Source organism: Burkholderia sp. AU45388 (assembly GCF_030481585.1).
GTDB lineage: Bacteria > Pseudomonadota > Gammaproteobacteria > Burkholderiales > Burkholderiaceae > Burkholderia > Burkholderia sola.
Genome location: NZ_JAUJPV010000026.1, coordinates 1 through 21,055, shown reverse-complemented (window position 1 = coordinate 21,055; position 21,055 = coordinate 1). Strand labels below are relative to the sequence as shown.

Annotated in this window: 27 protein-coding genes and 1 pseudogene; 23 read left to right on the top strand and 5 right to left on the bottom strand. The window is 60.3% G+C overall.

Annotation, left to right across the window (positions count from 1 at the left end; all coding sequences use genetic code 11):
• Positions 1–16: 16 nt before the first annotated feature.
• The 3 genes from QZM72_RS30010 to QZM72_RS30000 all read right to left on the bottom strand — a co-directional run bounded on the left by QZM72_RS30010 (position 17) and on the right by QZM72_RS30000 (position 1,817).
• The gene (locus QZM72_RS30010; protein ID WP_301739884.1) at positions 17–1,090 is read right to left on the bottom strand and encodes a hypothetical protein; all 1,074 of its coding nucleotides are present in this window, start codon (positions 1,088–1,090) and stop codon (positions 17–19) included.
• 116 nt (positions 1,091–1,206) lie between these two features.
• Positions 1,207–1,566 carry a type II toxin-antitoxin system HicB family antitoxin gene (locus tag QZM72_RS30005; RefSeq protein WP_301739883.1) on the bottom strand — a complete coding sequence of 120 codons (360 nt, stop codon included), beginning with the start codon at positions 1,564–1,566 and terminating at the stop codon, positions 1,207–1,209.
• Positions 1,563–1,817 carry a type II toxin-antitoxin system HicA family toxin gene (locus tag QZM72_RS30000; RefSeq protein ID WP_015875749.1) on the bottom strand — a complete coding sequence of 85 codons (255 nt, stop codon included), beginning with the start codon at positions 1,815–1,817 and terminating at the stop codon, positions 1,563–1,565. The genes QZM72_RS30005 and QZM72_RS30000 overlap by 4 nt, the downstream gene beginning before the upstream one ends.
• A gap of 519 nt (positions 1,818–2,336) precedes the next feature.
• Between QZM72_RS30000 and QZM72_RS29995 the strand changes: the two genes are divergently transcribed.
• Positions 2,337–3,485 carry a TIR domain-containing protein gene (locus QZM72_RS29995; RefSeq protein WP_301739882.1) on the top strand — a complete coding sequence of 383 codons (1,149 nt, stop codon included), beginning with the start codon at positions 2,337–2,339 and terminating at the stop codon, positions 3,483–3,485.
• A 198-nt stretch (positions 3,486–3,683) separates the two neighbouring features.
• On the opposite strand, the gene QZM72_RS29990 is transcribed toward QZM72_RS29995, so the two are convergent.
• Complete coding sequence (locus QZM72_RS29990) at positions 3,684–4,745, bottom strand: phage portal protein (protein ID WP_301739881.1); 1,062 nt, start codon at positions 4,743–4,745, stop codon at positions 3,684–3,686.
• A complete protein-coding gene (locus QZM72_RS29985; RefSeq protein ID WP_301739879.1) occupies positions 4,745–6,562 on the bottom strand; it encodes a terminase family protein in 1,818 nt (605 codons plus the stop codon). Before QZM72_RS29985 ends, QZM72_RS29990 begins: the two co-directional genes overlap by 1 nt.
• A 154-nt stretch (positions 6,563–6,716) precedes the next feature.
• Here QZM72_RS29985 and QZM72_RS29980 point away from each other — a divergent pair, with 154 nt between their 5' ends.
• The 22 genes and pseudogenes from QZM72_RS29980 to QZM72_RS29875 all read left to right on the top strand — a co-directional run.
• Positions 6,717–7,589, top strand: a complete 873-nt coding sequence (locus tag QZM72_RS29980) for a GPO family capsid scaffolding protein (RefSeq protein ID WP_301739878.1) — start codon at positions 6,717–6,719, stop codon at positions 7,587–7,589.
• Positions 7,590–7,634: 45 nt separating this feature from the next.
• On the top strand, positions 7,635–8,672 hold the full coding sequence (locus tag QZM72_RS29975; RefSeq protein ID WP_301739877.1) for a phage major capsid protein, P2 family: 1,038 nt from the start codon (positions 7,635–7,637) through the stop codon (positions 8,670–8,672).
• A gap of 9 nt (positions 8,673–8,681) precedes the next feature.
• On the top strand, positions 8,682–9,380 hold the full coding sequence (gene gpM / locus QZM72_RS29970) for a phage terminase small subunit (RefSeq protein ID WP_301739876.1): 699 nt from the start codon (positions 8,682–8,684) through the stop codon (positions 9,378–9,380).
• A 51-nt stretch (positions 9,381–9,431) separates the two neighbouring features.
• Positions 9,432–9,977: a head completion/stabilization protein gene (locus tag QZM72_RS29965; RefSeq protein WP_301739875.1), complete on the top strand. Its 546-nt coding sequence runs from the start codon at positions 9,432–9,434 to the stop codon at positions 9,975–9,977.
• Entirely contained in the window at positions 9,977–10,183 is a 207-nt protein-coding gene (locus QZM72_RS29960) for a tail protein X (RefSeq protein WP_114179911.1), read from the top strand. The genes QZM72_RS29965 and QZM72_RS29960 overlap by 1 nt, the downstream gene beginning before the upstream one ends.
• Before the next feature lie 73 nt (positions 10,184–10,256).
• Positions 10,257–10,634, top strand: coding sequence for a hypothetical protein (locus QZM72_RS29955; protein WP_301739874.1), 378 nt, complete (start codon positions 10,257–10,259; stop codon positions 10,632–10,634).
• Positions 10,622–11,026, top strand: coding sequence for a phage holin family protein (locus QZM72_RS29950; RefSeq protein WP_015875760.1), 405 nt, complete (start codon positions 10,622–10,624; stop codon positions 11,024–11,026). Before QZM72_RS29955 ends, QZM72_RS29950 begins: the two co-directional genes overlap by 13 nt.
• Positions 11,027–11,061: 35 nt before the next feature.
• Positions 11,062–11,511, top strand: coding sequence for a D-Ala-D-Ala carboxypeptidase family metallohydrolase (locus QZM72_RS29945; protein WP_301739873.1), 450 nt, complete (start codon positions 11,062–11,064; stop codon positions 11,509–11,511).
• A complete protein-coding gene (locus QZM72_RS29940) occupies positions 11,508–11,948 on the top strand; it encodes a protein lysB (RefSeq protein WP_301739872.1) in 441 nt (146 codons plus the stop codon). The genes QZM72_RS29945 and QZM72_RS29940 overlap by 4 nt, the downstream gene beginning before the upstream one ends.
• Positions 11,836–12,069 carry an Rz1-like lysis system protein LysC gene (gene lysC / locus QZM72_RS29935; protein WP_301739871.1) on the top strand — a complete coding sequence of 78 codons (234 nt, stop codon included), beginning with the start codon at positions 11,836–11,838 and terminating at the stop codon, positions 12,067–12,069. The genes QZM72_RS29940 and lysC overlap by 113 nt, the downstream gene beginning before the upstream one ends.
• A complete protein-coding gene (locus QZM72_RS29930; RefSeq protein WP_301739870.1) occupies positions 12,066–12,542 on the top strand; it encodes a phage tail protein in 477 nt (158 codons plus the stop codon). Before lysC ends, QZM72_RS29930 begins: the two co-directional genes overlap by 4 nt.
• A complete protein-coding gene (locus tag QZM72_RS29925) occupies positions 12,539–13,012 on the top strand; it encodes a phage virion morphogenesis protein (RefSeq protein WP_301739869.1) in 474 nt (157 codons plus the stop codon). Before QZM72_RS29930 ends, QZM72_RS29925 begins: the two co-directional genes overlap by 4 nt.
• A 133-nt stretch (positions 13,013–13,145) precedes the next feature.
• A complete protein-coding gene (locus QZM72_RS29920) occupies positions 13,146–13,865 on the top strand; it encodes a phage baseplate assembly protein V (protein ID WP_301739868.1) in 720 nt (239 codons plus the stop codon).
• Positions 13,862–14,239, top strand: coding sequence for a GPW/gp25 family protein (locus QZM72_RS29915; protein ID WP_301739867.1), 378 nt, complete (start codon positions 13,862–13,864; stop codon positions 14,237–14,239). Before QZM72_RS29920 ends, QZM72_RS29915 begins: the two co-directional genes overlap by 4 nt.
• Positions 14,236–15,156, top strand: coding sequence for a baseplate J/gp47 family protein (locus tag QZM72_RS29910; RefSeq protein WP_301739866.1), 921 nt, complete (start codon positions 14,236–14,238; stop codon positions 15,154–15,156). The genes QZM72_RS29915 and QZM72_RS29910 overlap by 4 nt, the downstream gene beginning before the upstream one ends.
• Entirely contained in the window at positions 15,153–15,707 is a 555-nt protein-coding gene (locus tag QZM72_RS29905; protein ID WP_301739865.1) for a phage tail protein I, read from the top strand. The genes QZM72_RS29910 and QZM72_RS29905 overlap by 4 nt, the downstream gene beginning before the upstream one ends.
• A gap of 3 nt (positions 15,708–15,710) precedes the next feature.
• Positions 15,711–15,974: a hypothetical protein gene (locus QZM72_RS29900; RefSeq protein ID WP_301739864.1), complete on the top strand. Its 264-nt coding sequence runs from the start codon at positions 15,711–15,713 to the stop codon at positions 15,972–15,974.
• Entirely contained in the window at positions 15,971–16,486 is a 516-nt protein-coding gene (locus QZM72_RS29895; protein WP_301739863.1) for a hypothetical protein, read from the top strand. Before QZM72_RS29900 ends, QZM72_RS29895 begins: the two co-directional genes overlap by 4 nt.
• Before the next feature lie 205 nt (positions 16,487–16,691).
• Positions 16,692–18,428: a tail fiber protein gene (locus QZM72_RS29890; RefSeq protein WP_301739862.1), complete on the top strand. Its 1,737-nt coding sequence runs from the start codon at positions 16,692–16,694 to the stop codon at positions 18,426–18,428.
• A gap of 13 nt (positions 18,429–18,441) precedes the next feature.
• Positions 18,442–19,275, top strand: a complete 834-nt coding sequence (locus tag QZM72_RS29885) for a tail fiber assembly protein (protein ID WP_301739861.1) — start codon at positions 18,442–18,444, stop codon at positions 19,273–19,275.
• A 73-nt stretch (positions 19,276–19,348) separates the two neighbouring features.
• Positions 19,349–20,533, top strand: coding sequence for a phage tail sheath subtilisin-like domain-containing protein (locus tag QZM72_RS29880; RefSeq protein WP_301739860.1), 1,185 nt, complete (start codon positions 19,349–19,351; stop codon positions 20,531–20,533).
• A gap of 55 nt (positions 20,534–20,588) precedes the next feature.
• Positions 20,589–20,930 (top strand): annotated as a pseudogene (locus tag QZM72_RS29875) (phage major tail tube protein); the annotation flags it as partial.
• Positions 20,931–21,055 lie beyond the last annotated feature (125 nt).

Genomic DNA, 21,055 nt, shown 5'->3' with positions numbered 1-21,055 from the left:
GCCCGATTTTATCAAGCTACTCTTTTTTCGATGGAATCGCTGCTTGCAAGAGGCGCTCGACGATCGATGTCAAATTCTTGTTTGCGTCGGACTGGATTCGCTCCTTCTCAATTTCGACCGTTGTTTGTCCTTTCTTGAGGATGTTGTTTCGCTCTGTTTTTGAGAGTTCGGTGATGACGGGGGTGAGCATTTCTTGCTCACCTGACTCCAGTGCGCACATTAATGAAATTCGCCGGTTAGATATATTTGTTAGCTCATTATGATAGTAGCGAGTTTCAGAGAGGTTGCTCTTGTATAGGTTAAGAAAGAAGTAGGAGAATAGTTCAACAATCAATACGAGAGATAGTCGCGGGAAATACGTTCGCGCAAAATCCCACATTGAATCGCCATGAATCGAAAGTGACAAAGTTTGCCAAAGAATGGTAACGCCGATGCCGGTCAGGATTATGCCAAATACGAGATTGAGATTTGCGCGTGTCTGCAGATTGCTGATTGCATCGTCAAGTCGAACTGTCGTATCGAAATGCTCGGAGCTAACTCGCTCAAGGAATTGGATTTTTTTCTTGGCTTCTTGATTTTCTTCTGCGAGTGCCGTAAGTGCGGAATCCAATGTGGAGCTGCGAATCTCGTCCTTGATTTCGGTGATGATATCTTGACGCAATTCTTCAGAGATAAAAAATCGACCAATCTCTTTCTTTACGAATGCGGGTTGCGAATTAAGCAATATCTCCACCTCCTCAACCTTGTCGGACAATCTCCGAAAATTTGCGGTTGAGGCGCCGTCACGAAGATAGTAGAGGAGTGCTCCCGCTGTAACCGTAACCGCAATTCCGGATAAAATCCAAGAAAATGTTGAGCTTGATGTGATTACGCCAAACACATCAAAATATCCCCTTTTGTAGCTGGCGATGAATATGAATAGTGAGATGATTGCGAAAAATATGGGCGTAACAACTGAGGCTATTCTTTCGAAAGTCTTTAGTCTGTCGCGACGAGCTACCAGCAATCGATATTCTTCTGCGGCCACTTCTTGCTCGTTCTTTATTTTATCCCGCACTTTCTTTTCAACTTTATCGAATTCTGATTCCATGAAATTTCCCCGGATAATTTGTATTTAAACTGGCGTGAAAATTATTTTCTATGCGTTGCACGTAATTTTATTTACGTTGGGTAACGATGAAAAATACCCGACTGAGGCTGGCTGAATCAAATGAGTGAGGCTCGTTCTAACACTTCTCGGGCTGCACGCCCCAATACTTCTTCCGACCATTGATTGATGCTTTCGTCGGACAGTGCGGCGGCGATACCGACACGTGCATGTACGGCCGGATCTATGCGCAGCATCAGCTTTCCGGACGCGGGTTTTTGCGGCTCACGCCCGGCGCGTTTGCAGTCGTCCAGATAGTGATCAACTGCCGCATGAAAATCTCGCGCGAGTTCGTCGACCGTCTCGCCGTGAAAGCTGATCTTGTCATCCACGCCGAGAACCTGACCGACGAAAATGTTATCGCGCCCGTCGAAATCGATCCGGGCGAAATATCCCTTGTAAGTCATGGCGTTGTTCATGGCTTGATTCCCATTTCGATAAACCAGTCGCGCAGATCCTCCACCTGATACCGCTTCGCCTCTTTGCCCGGGTGTGGGCGGTGATGGTAGCGACGCGTGCCGTTCAGTTCGAAGGCGATGCGCGACCCGGCGCCTTCGTGGATTTCGCCACCGAGTGCGGCGACGAGCGATTCAATATCGGAAAACACGATCCCGCCCAGAGTAGGCTTCGTGAAGATCGCGGCGAGGGTGCGGGCGTGTTTCGATTTCATGCCTAGATGATAGCAAAAAATGCTATCAGAGTGCAATCAAAAAGTGATATCACATCAGGAAATCGAGGCACCGCGCCCGGAGCGATTTGCGCGCCTCGGAGCGGTTCGACGCCTAATGCGCCCCGACCCTTGGCCTAGGCGTCGGCGTGCTCGTGGCGGGCCGGACGCGGGCTCGGTGGGCGCGCGTCGCACGGGCTGGGCGGTGGAGGGGCTTGCGCCCCGGCGCCCGGATAGCGCAGTCCCCTCCGCGCCTGCCCGCTAAAAATAATAGTCTGTTCCAGACGCAATATGTCCGATGGACGAGGCCACGTGTACGGCGGGTTTCCGGGACTTTGGGGCAAAAATCCCCGACGCAACCAGACGCAGGTCACCGTGCGTCAGACGCATGGTCACGCGTGGACCGCTAACGGCGTATTTATGATGTCTGCACGTAGCCTTTCCAAGTTAGACCGGCTACCTTAATATCCGAAGCGAAGACTGAACACTGCTTTCGTTACGATTGACGCAACCGGGGGATGTATGCTGAAGGTGTTTTTGAGTTACGCAAAAGAAGATCGAAACCTCGTTACTCCATACTTTGATAGACTAAAAAACGAAGGCTTCGAACCTTGGATGGACTGTAAGTGCTTGGTGGCAGGGCAAAACTGGGAGGCAGAAATAGATCGAGCCTTTAATGAGGCAAATACAATTTTGCTTTTTATGAGTCCTCGTAGCGTCGAAAAAAGAGGGTTCGTTCAAAGAGAGGCGAATCAGGCGATTGAGAATTTACGATATAAACAACCGACTGACATTTATGCAATTCCGGTGATTTTGGAAAAATGTGACGTGCCGATGCAGGTTGGCAAGCGACTTCAATATCTGGATGCTGGATCGGCTGATGTATGGGCGGAGCTTATTAAATCTCTAAAAATCGCGGCCGATCAACAAAAGATCGTGGTTGAGAAAGGGGCTGCTCACGGCCCATTTCAAATATTCGAGCGTGAATTCCGCGAAGTGTGGGATGCGAGGCCAGGACACGACATCAGTATCAGTTTTCCGCGCTTTGAATCTGTAAGCGAACCAGAAGTGGCCGAAGCATTGTCGGGTTGGTTTCTCGGAAGGGCCGAGCGAGTCAGAATACAATCGAGGCAACGCCCTTGGGATCAAATGCCTGATTTGTTTGACGGGGACCTCGGATTTTCGCATAACAATGGCAGATGGGATTCCTACTCCGTCGCGTTTGCCAATAAAAATATTTTGAGCCTCTCTTATACTGTTGGTTGGTATGGGGCAAAGGCGGCGCACCCGAACAGTCACTTCGAATGCTTAAATTTCGCGTTTTTCGACGGAAAAATATACCAATTGTCACTTTCCGATTTTATTGTGATATCGGATGAGAGCTTGAAGGTGATCAGTGATCTGTGCATCAAATCGGCCTTGCGTGAAATGTGGAACCGCGATGGCACAAAGGCGGATGCGGATCAAGAGAAATGGATTTCACAAGGTCTTGCGCCAAACATTGATAATTTTGGAAATTTTGTAATTTCACCGGATGGCATCACGTTTCTATATGAGCCTTACTCAATCGCGGCATATTCCTATGGCTCATGGAGTTTTACCGTGCCATTTTATGATGTAGCGGAATATCTTATTAAAGATGGCGCATTTTCGGCCGTTCGAGGTATATAGGGTGGAGTGATTTTGATCCTTGTATTGAAAAATGTAATGATCTTAAATCAGACTCAATGTCGATGCTGCTAATATCGGCATGCCCATTGTGACGGAGGGCGTCGATGGCACGCCTGCACGAAGCACTTCCGTGCAGGCGCGACCGGTTCGCTATGCGTTGCGAGTATGGCGAGTGAACACGACATAGATCGTCCGCGGCTAGAGGATGGGCGCCGATATCGACATATTCGGAATGATGTAATCAGTAAATCGGATGATTTCCTCGCCCGCCCACTCGTTGATTTTGAGGAATTGCTGTTGCAGCGGCACGATTTCGTTCCGCCCGAACACGCGCGCGGCGGTGTCGGCCGCGCCGAACCCGCCCGTATTGCTCGGGACGATGCCAAGCAATTGCGGCGGAACGCGGTGAGCCGCGAGCGTGTCGTCGCGGGTCACGTTCTTGATGTCGAAAAACTGATCTTTCGCTGCAACCTCGGAAATCGGGATCAGTTGAACTGCGCCTTTTTCGCCACCGCTGTTACGCGCGGCCGAGTGCAGAAACAGGTTCCGGAAATTGCCGATGCCCTTCGAGTCGCGTAACGCCTGCCGGATCGCGTCTACGTCGTCCGGGTCCATGTTCGGGTCGTTGAGGTACAGGATGAACCCGGCGTGCGAGCCGTTCGCGTAGTAGCGGCGCCGGAACAGGGTGGCCGATTCGTTCAACCACGCGGATTGCAACGATGCGATGTACTCGGGCATGCCGTACACCTCCTGATTCACGTCCGGTTCCATCAACTGGAAGATCGAGCCCGTGTCAAACTGGTGGCGGTTGAGAAAGCCGTCGATGAACAGAAAATTGACCAGATCCGTTTTTCGGCGCGTGTATTTCGCGGGGGAAGGGCGATAGCGGAGCGCTCCACCGGCGCGGTTGCGCTCGCGTTCGAGGTACGCGTCGCCGAAAACCAAAAAATCGAGTGCGAGGCGGCGGAACGCATCGCGCGAAAACTTCGGGTGTTCGATGAACGTCGACGCGAGCACGTTCCGTTTGAAGTACAGCGCGGACGCGTGATGCGTGCCTGCACGAAGCGATTTCGCCAGCCCGGCGCGGCTGATCGGTGGCTCGAAATAATCATCGATCGCCCACAGTTCGGCGTAGTCGAGAATGTCGGCGCCGTCGATCGCGGCGACCGCATCGCCGAACGTGAATGTTTCGATTGAGGACAGCGGCGCGCGCGTTGCAACGTTGTGCGCGTCGGCGGTCGAAACGAGGGCAGTGCTCATCAGTAAATCTCCACGGTGCTGCGTGCGCGGCTGGCACCTTCGAGGGGTTCGTTATCCAGCGCGTGAAGGCAGGCCCATGCGAGGTCAGCATGGCCGATTTCTTCGTTACGCGCGGCGGTGTAGGTCATCTTCGTGCCACTCGGCGTCATGGCTCGGCGGATGGACAGGAACGATTGCGCGAGGTCGGTCATACCCGCGTCGAATTCCAGGCGTTTTTTCCCGATCACCGACATGCCTTTCAGGACAAGGCGGTTTTTCACCTCGGGCGAATAATTGATCGGTACGACGCGCGGGAAGAACTGGCGCACAAGCTGATGCACGCCGTGACCGATGCCGGTCGTATCGATCGCGATATAGGTCACGTGGTAGCGCTGCGTCAATTCGCGGATTTTCTCGGCCTGCGTTTCGAAGTCGATGCCCTTCCAGCGATGCCGTTCGAGCACGCGGAATTTTCCGTTCGGCTGCTCGGGCGGGGCGATCACGACGCACCCGGCCGAGTCGCCAGTAAGGGCAGGGTCGTAGCCAATCCATACCGGCTTCCAGCCGAACGGCCGATCGAGCAACGGCTTTACGTCCGTCCACACGTCCCATGAATCGACCATGCACGCCTGTACGAGCCGGAAGGCGAACACCGAACTGGTGTCGTCCACGAACTGGCACATGTACAGGTTCTCGAAATCGGCGGGGCTGTTCGTTGAGCGCAAGTCCTCCAGATCCAGTTTCGTGAACCCGGACGCAACCGCATCCTCAGCGGTGACGATCTGCCTCCATTGCCCGTCGCCGCACTGGCGGCCGGGTGCAAGCGATGTGTGGGAAATGTCGATCTCGACGCGCTCGTCGTCGGCCCGGTCGCGGTTGAAGTGCGCGCCGGTCCAGAAGGGATAGGCTTCATGCGTCGTCGTGGACGGCGTTGAGAAGTGCGTCATCCGCAAATGCGAATGCGTCGCCATCCCCATCGCGACCTTGTTGAGCGTCGCAAAGTTGCTGACCCAGAAATACTCATCGAAATACAGGTCGCCGTTGTAGCTTTGGGCCGTGCGGGAACTGGTGCCGAGAAAAATCAATTCCGCACCGTTCGACAGCCGCATTGGATCGCCGGTTAGCTCAACCTGCGCAGCGTTCCACGCGAATTTCTGGATATACGAGCGGAACACGTGCGCCTGTGCGCGACTCGCCGACAGAAAAATCTGATTCGTGCCGGTTTCCAGTGCGCGCACGAGCGCCTCGTGCGCGAAATAGAACGTGGCGCCGATCTGTCGTGACTTCAGGATGTTGCGGCGGCGCAGGTGTCGATTCTCGAACCACCTGTTTTGATGGCCGATCAGTTGTTCGCGCATCGCGTCCTTCAGCCGCTGTTCCTGCTCGGCCGTGATGACGTTGCGATTCGATTTGCGCGACGACGAGCGCGCCGATGCACTCGTCTTGCCTTCGTTAGCCGGGCCGCTGTCGCTCCCGCTACCTTCGGCCCGCTCGGCGCGCGCCTGTATGCGCTGTTGACGCTCCATTTCTCGGCCGAGCAAATCCAGTTCTTTGAAGTCCTTCCCGTCCTTGTTTTCCTTCGCGATCAATACGCGCTGTCGCTGCACGAGCGCATCGATAACCTTGTCGGTTGACGTTGCCTTGTCCCATCCCTCGCGCTGTTTCCACGTCTCCACCGTTGACCGCGGCTCGCCGATGTACTCGGCGATGGCGGCAATTTTCCATCCGCTCCAAAACAGATCACGCGCGACGCGGCGCGTGGCGAAACTCGTCACGTTCGTTGCGGATACATCGTTCGATGCCGGGAAGTCGGCGAAGGGGTTTGCAGGTTTGACCATGCGTCGAGCGTATCGCGCGCGCGAGCGCGAAATCGACCGTCTGAATCTGTACCCGGCCTGTCACACGGGAGCGTGCGTTGAAGCGTTTGCAGTGCTCACGCACGATGGTGTTCACGCTCGATAAGCGGACAGGAATCAACAGGGAGAAAACACAATGAAGTTTGTGCGGGTGGCAACGGAGGGCGCGACGACGGATGGTCGCGCCATCACGCGACAACAGATTCAAGAAATGGCGGACACGTACAACCCGGCGACGTATGGCGCGCGCGTGTTTCTGGAACACATTCGCGGCGTTCTGCCCGACGGTCAGTTTCGCGCATACGGTGATATTCGCGCCGCTGAAGCGCGGACGGTCGAGGACGGCAAGCTCGCGCTGTTCGCACAAATCGACCCGACCGACGATCTGCGTGCGATGACGAAGGCCCGCCAGAAGATCTATTCGAGCATCGAGATTGCGCCGAATTTCGCGGACTCCGGCAAGGCATATCTCGTCGGACTCGGTGTCACCGACAGCCCGGCCAGCCTCGGCACGGAAATCCTCACGTTCTCGCAGCAACACCCGGATCACTTCAAGACGCGAAAGCTCGCACCGGAAAACCTGTTTTCGGTCGCCGTTGAGGTCGACGCGGCGTCGCTTGTCGCCGATTTGCCCGCCGACCCGGCCGCGTCGCCTGCGTCGTTCGCCTCGGCCGTAGCGACGAAGTTCGCCGAAATGTTCGGCATGGGCGCGAAGGATACGGCGCAACCGTCGACGCCGAAGGGTGATCGCGCGTCGAGTGATCCGGCGCCCGGCAATGGCGTGAGCGGCGATTCGAACGCGGATGCCGTGACACGCCTCTCGATGCACTGCGCGTCGCAACAGGTGCTGATCGAGAACCTGACGCGTGACCTTGCTTCGGTCAAGGCCGATCGCGAGAAAGACCGCGAAGCGTTCAACACCCTGAGCAAGCAGCTCGAAAGCGAGCCGGGCGGGGTCGCGCGACCGAGCGCCAAGGGCGGCGCCGATTGGGAAGCGACCGACTGCTGACGGCGGCCGCGCTCACCCACCACACATCGAATCACCGGAGAACACATGAACCCGATTACCCGGCGCGCACTGACGCGCTACATGGACAACATCGCGAAGCTGAACGGCGTCGCGAGCGTCGCGGAAAAATTCGCGGTCGCGCCGAGCGTGCAACAAACGCTCGAAAAACGCATTCAAGAATCGGCGGCATTCCTGCAACAGATCAACGTGCAGGGCGTGACCGAACAGATGGGCGAAAAGCTCGGCCTGCTGATCGGCGCACCGATCGCGAGCACGACGGACACCACGAAGTCCGATCGAACCACGGTCGATCTGACCGACATGGACCCGAACGCATACGTCTGCACGCAGACGAATTTCGACACGCATTTGAAGTACAGCAAGCTCGACGCGTGGGCGCAGTTCCCGAACTTCCAAACGATGGTGCGCGACGTGAACGCGCAGCAACAAGCGCTCGATCGGATTCGTATCGGCTTCAATGGTGTTGGCCGGGCCGCAACGTCCGATCGCACGAAGAACCCGAACCTCGAAGATGTGAACAAGGGCTGGTTGCAGAAGTACCGCGATCAGGCCAAGGACCGTGTGATCAGTGAAGGAAAGAAGGGCTCGGGCAAGCTGGTGATCGGCGGCGCCGATGGCGATTACAAGAACCTCGACGCACTCGTGTACGAGGCGACGAATTCACTGATCGAGCCGTGGTATGCGGAAAGCCCGGAACTGGTCGTTCTCTGCGGCCGCGATACGCTCCTGGACAAGTATTTTCCGATTCTCGATCGCGACAACCCGCCGACGGAATCGCTCGCGGCCGGTCTCGTCATCAGCCAGAAGCGCATCGGCAATCTGAAAGCCGTGCAGGTGCCTTTCATGCCGCGCGGCAAGCTGTTCATCACCATCCCGAAAACCCTGTCGATCTACTGGCAAATCAGTGGCCGTCGACGCGCGGTGATCGACAACCCGAAGCGCGATCAGGTCGAGTTCTTCGAATCGAGCAACGAAGCGTACGTGGTCGAGGATTTCGGCGCCGGTTGCCTGATCGAGAACGTCGAAATCGCTGGTGCGCCTGCACCGGTCGGCGGCCAGTAAGGTGCGGCGATGACGCGACATACCCCGATCACTCGGCACCTGATGCGCGTCGCCGCGTCGGCCGCGTTCGTCCCCGAACCGGGCGACACGCGCGGCGAGGTCGCGGCGAGCACGCAGCGCGGGCAGGACAGGGCGTTCGAAATGATGCGCGCGAAGCTTGCAACGGATCAGCGGCGATTGAAGGAAACGCAATCCGTCGAACGCAAGGTCGAAATCAAGCGCGAAATCCTTCCCGACTATGTGCCGTACATCAGCGAAGTGCTGGAACGCGATGCAGGCGGTCAGGATGACGTGGTGACAACGATCATGCTGTGGCGGCTCGACGCGGGCGACATGGGCGGGGCGATGGATATCGCCCGCTACGCGATCCGCCACGGGCTGACCATGCCCGCACATTTCGACCGCACGCTGCCGGCGACGGTGGCCGAAGGGTTCGCGGACACTGCCGACGTGCCGTCGGGCATGCTGGCCGAAGTGATCGACCTGACCGCGCCTTTCGATATGGTCGATCAGATCCGCGCGAAGCTGTTCAAGGCGTACGGCGTAGCGCTGACCGCGGTCGATCCGGATGCCGCGCTTGCGGCGTTCCGGCGCGCGTTCGAACTGAACGACAAAATCGGCGTGAAGCGCGATATCGCGCGGCTCGAAACGCTGCTGTCCGGCAAAGAATCTGCACTCGGCCCCGAAGGTGAGGGCTCGGATGCGTAACGCGTCCCTCGCGACGTGGCGGCACGCGTGCCGGGCGGCAGGCATTGCGCCTTGCCAAGCGGCACGCGTCCACCGCCACCCCGAAACGGTGCCGCGATGAATGATTTCGTTTCGACCGCGCCCGTCCCGGCCGCGACCGCGCCGAAACCGGACGATCCTGCTGTCGCCTCGGTTATCCCGGGCGATGGCTGGTTTCCCGAAATCGATTTGCGCGTCGCGCGTGAAGTGATGCGCCTGCAAGACGGCACGATCACCGACGCTCGGTTTCGCGATGCGGTAGTCGAGGGCATCGCGCATACCCGCGACGTGCTCGCCGAGTGGCGCGCGGATCGCGAGCGCGAAGGTGCGGCCGATCTGGCGGCGACCCTGAGCAGCGAAGTGGACGGCGTGAACGTGCAGGTGTCGCGCTTTCGCCGGGCCGTGTACGCATGGGCGCTTGCGTGGCTGGTTGAGCGCTATCGCGGCTACGACACGTCGGCCAGTGGCGCGCGCCGAGCGGAGGCGCTGGACTGCCTGCCAGAAGACGCGCGACGTGACGCGTATTGGGCTGTCTCGGACATCATACGTCGCCGACGCGTCACGGTGGACCTGATCTGATGAAGGCACGTGCACAACAAAACGAAACCGTCGACGCGCTCTGCTGGCGTTGGTATGGCCGCACCGATGGCGTGGTCGAGGCGGTGTTAGAGGCGAACCCGGGCTTGGCCGATATCGGTCTGTTTCTCCCGCTCGGGTTCGAGGTCGAAATGCCGGACTCGACGGGGATCGCGGGAACGGCGCCGCTGGTTCAGCTATTCGATTGAGGTTCGTATGCGAAAAGACCCCGGTTTTCAAGATCACGGCGCACGCGCGGTCGCGTTCCGCGCTCTGTATGCAGTGCTCGCGCTCGTGGTCGTCACGCGCAGTGTGTCGGCACCGCACGCGCTCGCGGACATGATGATGCGGCGGGAGGGTTTGCCCGGCGCAATCCTGACGCTCGCCATGATCGGAATCGCAATGGTGCAGGTCGCCGACGTGCTGCTGAACGGCATCCTGCCGCGACGTTGTACGTGCGTGTGGCTCGTGCGGCATCGCCACGCGCTCTATGTCGGCGCGGCGTTCTGCTATCTCGTGCCGCCCTTCGTGTTTGCGCCGATCCTCGGCAACGCTTGGGGCGCCTATCTGCTGTATGTCGGAATGGCCGTTACCAGTCTGGTGCTGGCGTTCCATGATCAATTCGAAAAACGTCATCGGAGGGCTGCGTGCAAAACCTGATTCGGTATCGGTGGGTCTGGCTGGCGGTGGTGTGGCCGCCGTCGGCGTGGGCTGCAACGGTCACGTTCGGCGACGATCTGTCGAGCATTCCGCTCGCGGCCGTGACGCTGTGCCTGTTCCTGTCGTTCATTGGCGGGCTCGCGAGCACGTTGCAGAAGCTTGCGGCCGACGTGGCGCCGGTCCGCTCGATCGGGCTGGAAATCGCCAAGGATCTAGTGGTGTCGTTGGTGGCCGGGCTGCTGGCGTTCTTCGCGTCCGAATGGATGAATTTTCAAGCGGTGCTTGAGGCGGGCGTTATCACGCTTGCCGGGTACGGCGGTTCGCGGGTGCTCGATCGGGCGCTCGATCGCGCGTTGCGCGAGGTGGATCGCGGAGCAGACGCGGGCCGATAAGGCGCGCTCCGCACACAGGCAATCAGGGAGGCTCTATGCAGTTGACGGACCACTTCACACTGGCAGAACTGATCGGCAGTGACGTAGCGCGCACGCGGCAGATCGACAACACGCCGTCGGCCGCGACGGTCGAAAACCTGCGGCGTCTGGCGCAGACGCTGGAACAGGCTCGCGTGCTGCTGGGCGGCAAGCCGATGCAGATCACGTCGGGCTATCGTTGCCCGGCACTGAATCGCGCGGTGGGCGGCGTCGCCAGTAGCGCGCACCTTGCCGGGCTCGCGGCCGATTTCGTGTGCCCGAAATTCGGCGCACCGCTCGACGTCGTACGCAAGCTGGCGGCGTCGAATCTCGCGTTCGATCAGCTCATTCACGAGGGCGGCCGGTGGGTGCATATCGGCCTCGCGGCCGACGGCGTGAAACCGCGTCGGCAGGTGCTGACCGCTCATTTCAGTGGCGAATCGGCGTCGTACACGGTGGGCGCATGAGTCCGCTTGTCGTGAAGCTGCTGGCGGTCGGTGCGGCTGCACTTGCCGCATGGGGTGGCGTTCGCTACGTCCAATCACTCCGTGCGGACGTTGCGGACGCACAGCAAGCCGCACGCGCTGCGCGCGATCAGGTGACGGCACGCGATCAGACGATTGCGCGACTGGAAGCGAATGCGCAGTCGAACGCCGAACTACAACGGCGGCTCGATACGACGCGCACGCAGATCAGCGCGGCGCAGGCGCGCATCGAAGCCGCAACCCGGAGAATCCTCAATGAAACGCCCGAATCTCGCGCATGGGCTGATACTGTCCTGCCTGCTGACGTTGCCCGCCTGCAAGCAAGCCCCGATCTCACCGGCGCCTGTGATTACCTTCAACGCGTGCCAGCCGGTAACGCGGTGCGCGTTGCCTGCGATGGCGCCGCAAACGAACCGTGACATGAATGCGGCGCTGCTGATGACGAAGGTCGCGTGGGCGCAGTGTGCGGCGACAGTCGATGCGATTGCCGATTGCCAGGCGCGCGCGGCTACGGTCGCAGATCCGGACGGTGCACGGTGAAAAAGCTCGATTCCCTGCGTGCCGCGATCACGGGCGCCGTCGCCTACCTGCCCGAAAACCCCGATCGCCTGCTCGTGTTCGTTGATGAAGGTGTGACCGAATCGAACGCGTCGCGCGCGCAGTCGTACGTGATTCGCTACGTGGCGCGTATCGTGCTGCTCGATTTCGCCGGATCGACGTTCGCCCTGATGGGCGATATTGTCGAGTGGGCGAAGCGCAATCAGCCGGATATCGTGCAGAACCCGGACACGCGGCAGAACGGCATCACGTTCGAAGCGGACATGTTGAATCACGGCGCCGTCGATCTGTCGATCCGGGTCCCCCTGACCGAGAATGTCGTGGTGAAGGTGGCACCGGACGGTACCCGGTCGTATTCGTCCGTGGACGACAGCGCGCCCGGAAACCGCAACGTGGATTCTGCCGCGTGGCTGGTCGACCCGGTTGACGCGATCCTTGCGGCACGCAAACCGTGACGGACGATCTGACCGCATTCGAGGCGTGGGCGGGCGAACTGCTGGCGAAGCTCACGCCCGCGCAGCGGCGCGGCGTGCTGCGCGCCGTCGTTCGCGACCTACGGCGCAGTCAGGCGGCCCGCATCGCGAAGCAGACAAACCCGGACGGAGCGCCGTTCGAACCGCGAAAGCGTGCGTCGGGCAAACGCCCGCCTGCGCGCGCCAGTGTGGGCCGGATCAGGCGTCAGGCCATGTTCATGAAGCTGCGCACGACGCGGTTTATGACGGTCGCGGCGACGGCCGACGGCGGCACGGTCGGATTCGCCGGGCGCGTCGCGCAGATTGCAGCCGTCCACCAACACGGCGAGCGCGCCCCGGTGGCGCCGGGCGGACCGGAATACAGATATCCCCGTCGCGTGCTGCTCGGCTTCACTGAGCCCGAACGCGGCATGATTCGCGACCACTACCTCAAACACCTTTCCTTCCGGTGACGCGCGGTCGCGCGCGTCCGTCGCTTTTCCCTCGCTGATTTTGTACCCGGCCTGAGCCGTGGCGCGGTCGCTCGCCTGACGATCGCGCGCGCGGCACGATGGGCGTATCGATTGATACAGCGGTGAGGCACACGTGGGACAGGCACAAGCGAACGAAGCACAGCGACAACAGCGGAACGGGATTTTGCGCGGCCGCGTGGTCGCGCTCGATCTGGTCGACCCCACCGCGCCCCGGTGCCGCGTCGCCGTTGGCGACCCTGACACCGACGGCGAAGGGCTGACGACGAACTGGCTTCCGTGGAAAGCCGCGCGTGCGGGCAAGGTCCGCACATGGAGCGCACCGAGCATCGGCGAGCCGGTGGTGATCGACTGCCCGGGCGGTGATCCGTCGCAGGGCGTTGTGTCGGGCGCCGAGTATTCCGACGACTATCCCGCCCCGAGCACCAGCCCGAACGAACACCTGATCGATTTCCCCGACGGCGGCCGGATCGTGTACGACGACGCGAGCCATGCGCTCACGGTTGCGTTGCCTGCGGGCGCCACGATCCATTTCGCTGCGCCCGCGTCCGTAGTCGTCGAAACGAAGGACGCGACCATCAAGGCCGAAACCGTCACGCTCGACGCAAAGCAAACGACGTGCAAGGGCAAGCTCACGGTCGAAGGGCCGTTCACGTTCCTGAGCGGCGCGACCGGCGAATCGGGTGAGGGCGGCGCCGGTCCCGTTATGCAGATCCGCGGCTCGGCCCATTTCACGGACGACGTAAAGGCTGGCGACATCAGCCTCAGATTCCATCCGCACATGGCGCAGGGAGAATTCGCGCTCGTGTCGCCGCCGATCGCGGGGAAGCAATGATCGGCATGAACGCGCAAACAGGGCGCTACATCGGCGGTGAAGATCACCTTCGCCAGTCGGTGGCAGTCATTTTCGCAACGCCCATGTTTTCTCGCGTGAAGCGGCGCCTGTTCGGCTGCGGTTTGCCGGATCGCATCGACGCGCCGGGCAATCAAGCCGTGCTCACTCAGGTGTACGCAGACATCGCCACGGCGCTGATGCGTTGGGAACCACGCCTAACGGTTACACGTGTGGCGATCGACGCGGATGCTTTCACGTCAGGCGAATTTTCTGACGGCGCAGTGCCAATCGTGATCGAGGGATATACGAACCTCAACGGCATGCGCGCCGGGTTCCGGACAACGGTCGGCACTGATAGCGAGGTGGCGGCATGAGTACGCCAATCGATCTGTCGCGCCTGCCCGCCCCTGATGTGGTTGAGGTGATCGATTTCGAGGAACTGCTCGCCGAACGCAAGGCGGGTACGTTGGCGCTTGTGCCGGAGGATCGCCGTGCCGAAGTAGCCGCCGCGCTCGAACTGGAATCCGAGCCGATCACGATCCAGCTACAGGAGAGCGTCTACCGCGAAATCTACCTGCGCCAGCGCATCAACGATGCCGCTCGCGCGGTGATGCTCGCATTCGCAATGCGCGGTGATCTTGACCAGTTGGCCGCCCTGTTGGGCGTTGAGCGCTTGGAGATCGTGCCGGAAGACCCGGACGCTGGCACGCCCGCTGTGATGGAGGGCGACTCCGACCTGCGCTATCGCACGCAGCTCGCGCCGCAAGGTTTTTCGGTTGCCGGTCCAGAGGGTGCCTATCGTTCACACGCACTCGCGGCGCATGGTTCGGTACTCGACGCGTCGGCGACGAGCCCGTCGCCGGGCGAAGTGCTCGTGTCAGTGCTTGCGCGTGACGGCGACGGAACGCCGAATCAGGAGGTGATCGACGCGGTAGATGCTGCGTTGCGCCCCGACGACGTGCGCCCGCTGACGGACAAGGTTACGGTCGGTCCCGCGATGATCATCGGCTACGGGATCGACGCGATGATTTACCCGTTCCCCGGCCCTGATTCGAGCATTGTGCTGAAGGAGGCGCGCTCACGCCTCGATCGGTACATCGCCGACACGCATCGGATCGGGCGCGTCGTTGCCCGCTCCGGGATCATCGCGGCGCTACACGTTGAAGGCGTGGAACGGGTTGATCTCGCTTCGCCGGCGGCGGACGTAGAAGTGACGAAAACGCAGGCGCCGTATTGCGCATCGGTCAACGTCGCCGTTGCGGCGGCACCGACCACGAGCGAGCGCGAATGACGAACGATCTCCTTCCACCGAACGCGACACCTCTGATGCGCGCAATCGCGACGGCGAACGCGCGCCTCGGCGAAATCGACGTTCCGATTCGCGACCTGATGAACCCGGACGCAATTCGGCTTGATCTGCTGCCGTGGCTGGCGTGGCACCTCGGTGTCGTGACATGGCGCGAGGACTGGCCAGAGCGCGTTAAACGAGCGCGGGTGAAGGCTGCAATTCCGATCGCGAGAAAGAACGGCACGGCCGCCGCCGTCCGGGAGGTCGTGGAGAGTTTCGGCGGAAACATCGTTTTGCGGGAGTGGTTCGAGCAAGAGCCGCCCGGCAAGCCATACACGTTCGATTTGGTGATGACGGTCGCGGCACAAGACGGCAGTGCGCCGACGGCCGCATACGTTGCCGAAATCCTCGCCGAAGTGGATCGTGCGAAGCCGGTGCGCGCGCACTACACGTTCACGCAAGGTTTTTCGATGCAGGGGCGTCAACCGATCGGTGCCGGTATGCAAGCGGCGCTGTATCGCCGATTGACTCTTTCAGATAGTGAGGCAGGTTGAGAAATGGGAAACCTCGTTGACAGGCATAGCGGGAGAGGCGACACGCAATCGGGCTTGGCCCGGGCCGCCGACACACTCGATGTAGTGGTCGACGCGGCTGGTGTTGTGTTTTCGCCGTCGTCGTGCAGCCACGTGTTCCAGTACGACGCGTCCGGCAATCTCGTTGCCGACACGGCAATCGAGCCGATTACAGGTATCGAGCGTGTGCAGCGCTACACGTACGACGGTCCGAATTTGATTTCACACACGGCGTGGGAGTCGAAGTGACGCTGGCGGAGTTCAAAAAATACTTGGCGATCTGCCGAATCGGCGGTGGTGGTGCCGGTCAGCCGTCGAGCTACGTGCATGCGCAATCGGGCGCCTCGGTGGTCGTATCGGGCGTGAGCGAGAAGACGTTGCTTGCGTCGATACCGGTTGCTGGTGGTGTGCTCGGTGAACATGGTGCGTTTCGAATAACGGCGCTTTGGTCGTTTACGCGAAGCACGAACGACAAGCGAATGATCATCGAATACGGCGGATACACGGTACTCGCGACGAATCAGAACATTCCGTCGTATGCCTCGGTGCAGGTGATCACCATCGTTCGCAATCGCGGCGTGCTGAACCGCCAGATCACCACCGCGACTGGAAACGCAGGGATTGGCGGCTCTCAAGGGGAGGTAACCGCACTTGGGGTCGACACGGCGAAGGAAAACGCAATCGAGTTCTATGCGTCTGTCGCGGATGCAAACGATTCGGTTTCGCTCGAAGGCTACACCATTGAGGTACTGAACCCGTGATTACGATTCCGGCGATTCGCGACGGAGGCGGCGCACTACGACCGTCTGAACCGATACCGATGGCAGCCATAGCAGTGCGATGCGACGGGGCGTCCTATGCGGTGTACCTGCCGGGCGACGAGATACCGGACAGCGATGGCTCCGGAGCGCAACAAGCTAAGGGGAGCGGCTCGGCTCCGGATACAGACGAATCGAGTTTCGATATATGACTACGCCATTGATCCGAATTACCGACGCGGGACGCAAAGCGCTCGTATCAACGGGTAACACCGGTACGGCTGAACATCGCGTGACGAAGGTCGGTATCGGCACTGCACCGTTCAAGTTCGATGCCGGTATGAAGGTGTTGCCGAACGAGCGCAAGCGGATCGATACGTTCGGTGGGAAAAACGTCTCACCGGATACGATTCACGTGACGATCCAAGACAGTACCGAAGATCAGTACGCGATGTACGCCTTCGGGTGGTATCTCGAATCGGGCGTGCTGTTCGCCGTCTACGTACAAGACACGCCCATCATGGAAAAATCGCCCGCAGCACAGATGCTGCTTTCCAGTGATGTGCAATTCACCGATATCGACGCAACGCAATTGGTTTTCGGTGACGCCACGTTTCTGAACCCGCCAGCCACCACGGAAATGCAAGGCGTGGTCGAACTGGCTACGCAGGGCGAGGTCGATGAGGGCATAGACGATATCCGTGTCGTGACGCCCGCCACGTTGAAGCCTGTGTTGGCACGCAAGGCGAACATTGCCGGTGACGATTTCGCCGGGCCGATTTCTGTCAAACGCTCGGTACGCGTCTCAGATGCGCCGGGATCGGGTGTGAGCGGCGTACATGCCGGAAACGGCGACGGTGCTTCCGCGACTGTCGCAAATCTGGCCGTGCGGTCGTGGTATGGGATCGGCTTCGCACCGGAAGTGGATGGGATGCCGGTTCCGAAAGGCGAGTATTCGCACTGGTTCGACGCACGCACCGGCAACACGGGTATGCGTGGGTCGCTCACGATGCGCCGCGCTCGTCAGGCGGTTATCTCGGCCGATACCAGTTTCGACGGGCTGACGCTCGAAGCGTCCGATCTCGACAACAAACTGAAAAAGCCTATTGCGCTCGCCCCGTGGGGCGGCCGGGTGTTCGTTGGCAAGACGACCGACGACAACATCGGTCTGTTGCAGGTCGCGGGGGCGATCACGGCACAGACGCCGCCGTTGGGTGATGCGTCAACGCGCGTTCCGACCACGGAATGGGTCGTCGCTACCGTCGGCGCGCAATCTGTCGGAACGATCATTCTCGAAGTGCGCACCACTGCCCGGGCCGGTTGCCTGAAATTGAATGGCGCAGTCATCAAGCGTGCCGATTACCCGGCTCTTTGGGCTTATGCACAGGCGAGCGGAGCACTCGTTTCTGAGGCCGATTGGGGTAATGGGCGGTTTGGTTGCTTCTCCACGGGCGACGGCACGACGACGTTCCGAATTCCTGAGTTTCGCGGCGAGTTCCCCCGCTTTTGGGACGACGGCCGCGGTGCCGATAGTGGGCGCAGCATCGGCAGCCATCAAATGTTCACGAATGCGTGGCACGCGCATGGTGCATCTGCTGCTGCCGTGGGTGATCACGTGCATTCGGCATGGACAGACGGCCAAGGCGAACACAGCCACTACGTCAACGATCCGGGCCACGCGCACCAAGTTCCGATGGGCCGCGTCGGTGTCGTGGCCACGTCCTACGGGCAGGGGTGGGGGCCGTACAACTGGGACCGACAGGACGTGCACGGGACGTGGGGTTCGGGGACTGGCATCTGGCTCAACAACGCGGGCGGACACGGACACAACGTCGGAATTGGCGGCGCAGGCGCCCACTCGCACGCTATCTCGATCGGCGGTGACGGTGGAAACGAAGCGCGGCCGCGCAATCTCGCGCTGCTCGCCATGATTCGCGCTTTCTAACAGGAACTGAGAAATGCTGATTCACCAATATAGCTCCGACACCGGCGAATACATCGCCAGCCGCTTGGCCGATATCAACCCGAAAAATCCCGCCGAATGGTTGATTCCGGCGTTCAGTACGGTGGACCCGCTCCCGGAACGCAAACCGAAAACGTGGCCGTTTCGACGTGGCAATAAGTGGGTGATGCTGCCGGACTATCGCGGGCTGATGCTGTACCGCCAGGACACCGGCGAGCCCGCCGAGCTTATGACGGCCGGGCTGACCCCGGAGGCACAAGGTTTGACCGAAGCCCCGCGACCGTCGCCCGATCACGTGTGGGTCGATGGCGAATGGCTCGCAGATCCGGCACGTATTGCCGAACGCGAGCGGGCGGCCGCAATGGCGGAATTCACATCGCGTCTCGAACGCGCGCGGGCCATCAATCACGGCAAGGCAGACGCATACGCGGCCGGGATGCTCACGCGAAAGGAGGCTTATTCGTTCCTCGCGTGGTCGTCCTATCAGCTTGATCTGGTACGCGCGATCGAGGCGAAGGGCTTTCCGCAGTCGGTGAAATGGCCCGACGATCCGGCACCGTACGAGTCGGCGTGTGGCGCAATGTTGGCTGAATACGACGCGCGCATGGCTTCTGTGCGTCCGTATCTCGATGCGAACGCGGAGGCGTTCAAGAGCGGCAAGCTCGACCCCGTCGATGAGGCGAATTATCGCGAGTACGCGAAGTATGCCGCCGCGCTTGATCGCACCGTGGATGCGCATCTGCTCGATGGGAAGCCGGAATGGCCGGACGAGCCGATGCAGATTGTGCGCCCCCCTGAGCCGTCGCAATCGTCCGACGACTCGGCATAGCAGAGCAACGCAACGCGCGGCATAGAAACACTTCGACGCGCTCCCGAATATTCTCACCATAGGAGTACATACCATGCCGCAGGCTTATCACCACGGCGTAACCGTAATCGAAGAAACGTCGGGCGCCCGCCCGATTACGACCGTCTCGACCGCCATTATCGGAATCGTCTGCACCGGTGAGGACGCGGATTCCGACACCTTTCCGCTCAACAAACCCGTTCTGCTCACGAACGTTCAGGCGGCGATGGGGAAGGCGGGGCGCAAGGGCACGCTGTACAAGACGCTTCGCGCGATTTCGCTGCAAACCCGGCCGGTGACTGTCGTCGTGCGTGTTCAGGAGGGCGCCACCCTCGCCGAAACGACGTCGAACATCATCGGCGAGGTGCATCCGGACGGGACGAAAACAGGGCTCAAGGCGCTGGAAGCAGCCCCGGCCGCCGTGCAGGTCAAGCCGCGCATTCTCGCGGTGCCCGATCTCGATACGCAGCCGGTCGCGAATGCGCTCGCGGCGACGGCGCAAGTGTTGCGGGCGATGGTCTACGTTGCAGCGCGTGGGGAAGATGGCAAGCTGGTCGAAACGCTGGCAGATGCCATTGCGTACCGGAAGAAGTTCAGCCAGCGTGAAGTCATGGTGATCTGGCCGGATTTTGTCGCGTGGGACGACCTTGCATCGAAAGAGGCGGTTGTTCCCGCCGTGGCATACGCCGTCGGGCTGCGCGCAAAGATCGATCAACAGATCGGTTGGCACAAGACGATTTCGAACGTTGCCGTGAACGGTATCGAAGGAATCAGCAAGCCCGTGTCGTGGGATTTGCAAAACCCGGCGACCGATGCGGGTTTGCTGAACGAGAATCAAGTCACGACCCTGATCAACCGAAACGGCTTCCGCTTCTGGGGCTCGCGCACGGCATCCGACGAACCCCGCTTTTCGTTCGAGAACTACACGCGCACCGCGCAGGTGCTGGCTGACACGATCGCCGAAGCACAGATGCCGGATATCGACGGCGTCATGCAGCCGATGCTGCCGCGCGACATGCTCGAAAGCATTCGGGCGAGTCTGCGCAAAATGGTCGGCCGAGAACTGATCGGGGCAGACGCATGGTACGACGAAGACGACAACGACGTAACCTCGCTCGCAGACGGCACGCTGGCGCTGATCTACGACTACACGCCGACGCCGCCGCTCGAAAACCTGAAGCTGCGACAGCGCCAGACAGACCGCTATCTGGTCGATTTCGCTGCGCAGGTCAACGCGTAACACAGCCGCCTGGACAACCGGTCCGGGTCAGACGTAGGGAAGGGAGGATAGAAAAATGGGAATGCCGTCCAAACTGAAACACTTCAACGTGTTTCTCAACGGCGTGTCGTACATCGGGCAGACGGCGGAACTGACGCTGCCGAAGCTCACGCGCAAGATGGAGGAATGGCGTGGTGGTGGCATGGTCGCGCCGGTCAAATACGATTTCGGGCCGGAGGCGATGGAACTGGAATGGTCGCTCGGCGGGATCGACAAGAACATGTTGAGCCAGTGGGGAACGCAGTCGGTAGATGGCGTGATGCTGCGCTTCGCCGGGGCATACAAGAACGACAGCGACGACCAGTGGACCGCTGTCGAAATCGTTGCACGCGGTCGCTATTCCGAAGTTGATTTCGGGGACCTATCCGTGATTTCGTGGGCGAGGCATATCATGAGGTGTAAAAGTCATGGATATGCCAATGAAGAAGAAACGGCAAACTGTAGCGCGTCAGGCGGCGGCTCGCGGGCCGCTGCCTGAACTGC